We start from the raw sequence: 1,552 nt of genomic DNA on the forward strand, positions 1-1,552 counted from the left end.
TGTAGGCACCCGTTAGAAAGGTCACCGGTCTCCCCGTTAGAGATGTCACTCGTTCAGAGTGCTGGGTTCTGGGGAGCTTTGCGTGATGACGGTGGTGTCGATGAGCCGAGACGAACTCGATCGGGTTCAGGTGCTGCGCGACGTTGTGTTGGAGCGGATTGCGGTCGCGGAGGCAGCACAGTTGCTACGCCTCACCCGCCGGCACGTGTTTCGGCTTCTGCGGCGCTACCATGAGCGTGGTGCGTCTGGCTTGGTCTCACAGAAGCGCGGTAAGCCGAGCAATCGGTCCTATCCAGCTGTCGTGCGAACGCAGGTTCTTGCGCTGATCCGGGCGAACTATCCGGATTTCGGGCCCACGCTGGCAGCGGAGAAGCTTGCGGACCGGCATGGATTGCGGCTGGGCGTCGAGACCGTACGACGCTGGATGATCGCTGACGGGATCTGGCGCGATCGCCGGGAACGCCTCAAGCCGGTGCATCAGCCGCGTTACCGGCGCGATTGCGTCGGCGAACTCGTCCAGATCGATGGCTCGCAGCATTGGTGGTTCGAGGACCGCGGGCCGCAATGTACCCTACTCGTCTTCATCGACGATGCGACCAGCCGGCTGATGCACCTGCAGTTTGTCACGACGGAGTCGACCTTTGACTATTTTGCAGCGACTCGGAGCTATCTGCAGCGCCACGGCAAGCCGGTGGCCTTCTACTCGGACAAGCACGCGACGTTTCGGGTGAACAAGGTCGGTGCGACCGGCGGCAACGGGATGACCCAGTTCGGCCGGGCTTTGGATCAGCTGAACATCGACATCATCTGCGCCAATGTTCCGCAGGCCAAAGGCCGAGTCGAACGCGCCAACGGCACGCTTCAGGACCGACTGGTGAAGGAGCTACGACTCGCTGGAATCTCGTCTATCGAGGCCGGGAACGCGTTCCTGCCGGGCTTCATGGAGGACTTCAACCGGCGCTTCGCCAAGGCGCCGTTCAACGACAAGAATCTGCACCGCCCGCTCGCCAGCGACGACAATATCGACGAAGCCTTTGCCTGGCAGGAGGAACGGACGGTCTCGCAGAGCCTGACGCTTCAATACGACAAGATGCTGTTCATCCTCGAGCCGACGCCGGTAACGCGCACCCTCGCCCGACAGCGCGTCACGATCTTCGACTATCCGGATGGTCGGTTTGCGATCCGGCACCAGGGCCTCAACCTGCCCTATCGGGTTTTCGACAAGGTCCAGCAGGTCGATCAGGCCGCGATCGTCGAGAACAAGCGGCTTGGGCCGGCGCTGGCCTACATTGCCGAGCGTCAGAAGGAACTCAACATGGCACGCAGCGGCCGTGCGCCGCGCCGCCAAGGCCAGGGCAAGAGCCTCTTCAAGGCGGGCTAGCCGAGAACCCTTGCCCGCTTGCAGACGCGACGCAGCGCGGCCGAGCAACCCTGACCAGCTCCGCCGCGCTGCTTGAGCTTTCCTGAAGAGCCGCTTCAGATGACATTGAAGTATTCATCCAGTGACATCTCTAATGAGCGCAAGAAGAGACTTGTCTATCGGGTTCTGACA

The 1,552-nt window shown here is 61.9% G+C and carries 1 protein-coding gene; it reads left to right on the forward strand.

From position 1 onward, the window contains the following. Window positions 1–85: 85 nt before the first annotated feature. Complete coding sequence (locus AB6806_RS28930; RefSeq protein WP_370956367.1) at window positions 86–1,381, forward strand: ISNCY family transposase; 1,296 nt, start codon at window positions 86–88, stop codon at window positions 1,379–1,381. The last annotated feature ends 171 nt before the right edge of the window (window positions 1,382–1,552 follow it).

It is taken from the genome of Allobosea sp. RCC_152_1, from assembly GCF_041360765.1.
GTDB lineage: Bacteria > Pseudomonadota > Alphaproteobacteria > Rhizobiales > Beijerinckiaceae > Allobosea > Allobosea spartocytisi.